This window comes from Mycolicibacterium arseniciresistens, from assembly GCF_030519285.1.
Lineage (GTDB): Bacteria > Actinomycetota > Actinomycetes > Mycobacteriales > Mycobacteriaceae > Mycobacterium > Mycobacterium arseniciresistens.
This window is the reverse complement of record NZ_JAUMSQ010000406.1, coordinates 1-2,722: the sequence shown is the minus strand read 5'-3', so window position 1 is coordinate 2,722 and position 2,722 is coordinate 1. Positions and strand designations below refer to the sequence as shown.

Here is a 2,722-nt window from a genome sequence, read left to right as displayed (position 1 = left end):
GTCGAAACGGGTGCGGGCCCCGACGCCGCACCGCAACGCCAGGTCGCGGGCCTGGGCGATCGCCACCGCGGAGACGTCGACACCGAGGACGTCCATGCCGCGGCGCGCCAGCCACACCGTGGTCCGACCCTGTCCGCACGCCAGGTCGAGGGCCCGCCCGGTGCGCGGGAACACCGATTCGTGCGTCGCAAATTCGTCCGGCGCGGACACCGCGCCGGCGTCCACCGCCGGCCGCGCGGCGTAGCGCTCGTCCCAGCGGGCCCGGTCGCGTGCGGTCATCACGGGCAAACCTACCCAGCGGGGGCTGCCGCAACTTACTACCGGCCGGTAAGGTTGGGGGGCGCCGCGACCGACCGAGGAGGTCCAAGGTGGAGCTCGAGTACATGGAACTGCACGGCGAGCGGGTGGCCTACCGCGACGCCGGCGAGGGCGAGACGCTCCTGCTGATCCACGGGATGGCGGGCAGCTCGCAGACCTGGCGCGAGGTGATGCCCCGACTGTCGCGGCACTACCGCGTCATCGCTCCCGACATGCTCGGTCACGGGCAGAGCGGGAAGCCCCGCACCGACTACTCGCTCGGCGCGTTCGCGGTCTGGTTGCGCGACTTCCTCGACGAGCTGGGCGTGGAGAGCGTCACCATCGTCGGCCACTCCCTGGGCGGCGGGATCGCTATGCAGTTCCTCTATCAGCATCCCGAGTACTGCAACCGGTTGGTGCTGATCAGCAGTGGCGGCCTCGGCCAGGACGTGGGCTGGATCCTGCGGCTGTTGTCCGCCCCGGGCGCTGAGCTCGTGATGCCCGTGATCGCGCCGTCCCCGGTGCTGGCCGCGGGGAACAAGGTGCGGTCCTGGCTGAGCTCGGCCGGGCTGCGGTCACCGCGCGGCGCCGAGATCTGGAACGCCTACTCGTCGTTCGCCGACCGCCAGACCAGGGACGCGTTCCTCAAGACGCTTCGCTCGGTGGTCGACTACCGCGGACAGGCGGTCAGCGCACTGAGCCGGCTGCAGTTGCGCACCGAGCTGCCGTCGCTGGCCATCTGGGGTGAACGCGACGAGATCATCCCGGTCCAGCACGCGCACGATGCTCAGGCGGTGCGGCCGGGCAACCGCCTCGAGGTGTTGCCCGACGTCGGGCACTTCGCCCACGTCGAGGCGCCCAATCAGGTCATCGACCTGATCGAGGATTTCATCGCCACGACCACCCCGGCCCTGCGGACCGCCGGTCGCTGAGTCCTACCAGTGGTTGACCTTGCCCGGATTGACCGGCCAGTGTCCCGGAGGACCGTTGAACGGCCACGGCCCGTCCTTGAGATGACCCGGCGGCGGCAGACACCCGGGCCCCGGCGGATCGATCCACGGCGCGAAGCAACCGCGGGGGTCCGCACCTGCGGGGGCAACCGGGTTCACCACCGCCCCGGCGGCGAGCAGCCCGGCCAGCATGGCGCCGGCGGCAATTTTCTTGATCACGATGCACCTCCTCGAGCAGACGCTCGTTGAGTCGGATCCCGACCTCTGCGAATACCCACATCACCGCGTTGCCACGCCGCTTGTGGACCTGCAATTCAGATAAGTGTTCTTACAACTGCCGATTCCCGATCCGCCCCGGACCCCGGGCTGATACTCGAAACGGCGGCGAGTGGTCTGACTGATCCGAGAGCCCGACATTTGCGACTCCCTAGACCGGCCACGGCCAGTTGCGGCTCAGACCGGCCGCGGCCAGGTGCGGCCGGCGATCGCAGGAAGGGAGTCGGGAGATGTCGGACGAGACGGAACGCAATATCGAGGTGATCAAGAGGGGTTACGAGGCCTTCGCGGCCGGTGATGTCGACACGGTGATGAGCCTGTTCGACGACGGTCTCGAGTGGATCCAGCCGGGCAACAGCGCGGTCAGCGGTACCTACCACGGGAAGGCCGAGCTCGGGGAACTGCTCGGCCGGATGGCGGAGAAACAGACCACGGTGAAGGTGAACCGCCTGCTGGGCGACGGAGACACGGTGGTCGCGCTCACCGACGTCACCTCTGATGGTGAGCTCAGCCACGACGCGGACGTGTTCACGCTGCGCGACGGGAAGACCGTTCGGGTCGAGATCTACGCCGACACGGCGATGATGGAGCGCGTCTACGGCACCAAGGAGGTGTCGGCGACCGGGTAGCCGCCCGCGGGGGCCGCGCTAGTCCCGCGCGGCCGCGCCGGTCGTAGGGACCGGCCGGCTGATCGCGGGTCCTCGACGCGCGGCCCCCCACAGCCCCACCCCGATGCCGACGACCGCACCGCCGAGTCCGATGATCTGCTGGCCGCGCTTGAGGTCGTCGTGCACGCTCATGCCACCGAGCAGGTCGGCGGCGTCGGCGCCACCGGAGGCGAGGAACCAGCCCCGGGTGTCGCGTCCCCGCAGGCCCGCAGCCAGGAGCAGGCCGCCGATCAGGGCGTCGCGATAGCCCATGGACCGCAACAGGAGTCGCGCCGAGGGTCCCGGATCGTCGGGCTCTCCCCACAGCCGGTTGGCCCGCAGCGGGTCGGCGAGGAACGACACGCCGGATGCCAGCCGTATGCTGCCTGCGACGACAGCGGCTCGGTCGATGATCATGAGGGGCAGCCTATGACCAACGACCCGCCGGGATGCTCAGAACGCGCTCACCTGCCGAAACCGGCGTCGCGCAGCGCCTGCGCCATCGACCCGGCGGGCCGGGCCGGCTCGCGGCCACCGGAATCCTTGCCGCGG

Annotated in this window: 5 protein-coding genes; 2 read left to right on the top strand and 3 right to left on the bottom strand. The window is 70.2% G+C overall.

All coding sequences use genetic code 11. From position 1 onward, the window contains the following. Positions 1-279 (bottom strand): class I SAM-dependent methyltransferase (locus Q2100_RS29355; protein ID WP_302916857.1); only part of this gene is annotated, 279 nt, incomplete at its 3' end. 104 nt (positions 280-383) lie between these two features. On the opposite strand from Q2100_RS29355, the gene Q2100_RS29350 reads away from it, so the two are divergent. Then, the gene (locus tag Q2100_RS29350) at positions 384-1,229 is read left to right on the top strand and encodes an alpha/beta fold hydrolase (protein WP_302916858.1); all 846 of its coding nucleotides are present in this window, start codon (positions 384-386) and stop codon (positions 1,227-1,229) included. A 3-nt stretch (positions 1,230-1,232) separates the two neighbouring features. Here Q2100_RS29350 and Q2100_RS29345 read toward each other — a convergent pair whose 3' ends face one another. Then, positions 1,233-1,466 (bottom strand): hypothetical protein, encoded by a 234-nt coding sequence (locus tag Q2100_RS29345; RefSeq protein ID WP_302916856.1) that lies wholly within the window; start codon positions 1,464-1,466, stop codon positions 1,233-1,235. Positions 1,467-1,753: 287 nt separating this feature from the next. Between Q2100_RS29345 and Q2100_RS29340 the strand changes: the two genes are divergently transcribed. After that, the gene (locus tag Q2100_RS29340) at positions 1,754-2,152 is read left to right on the top strand and encodes a nuclear transport factor 2 family protein (RefSeq protein WP_302916855.1); all 399 of its coding nucleotides are present in this window, start codon (positions 1,754-1,756) and stop codon (positions 2,150-2,152) included. A gap of 18 nt (positions 2,153-2,170) precedes the next feature. On the opposite strand, the gene Q2100_RS29335 is transcribed toward Q2100_RS29340, so the two are convergent. Further along, positions 2,171-2,587, bottom strand: a complete 417-nt coding sequence (locus Q2100_RS29335; protein WP_264014524.1) for a DUF4267 domain-containing protein — start codon at positions 2,585-2,587, stop codon at positions 2,171-2,173. Positions 2,588-2,722: the final 135 nt, after the last annotated feature.

Coding starts and splice junctions, on each gene's coding strand:
- Q2100_RS29340 (WP_302916855.1), top strand. CDS start 1,754: ATGTCGGACGAGACGGAACGCAATATCGAGGTGATCAAGAGGGGTTAC.
- Q2100_RS29350 (WP_302916858.1), top strand. CDS start 384: ATGGAACTGCACGGCGAGCGGGTGGCCTACCGCGACGCCGGCGAGGGC.
- Q2100_RS29335 (WP_264014524.1), bottom strand. CDS start 2,587: ATGATCATCGACCGAGCCGCTGTCGTCGCAGGCAGCATACGGCTGGCA.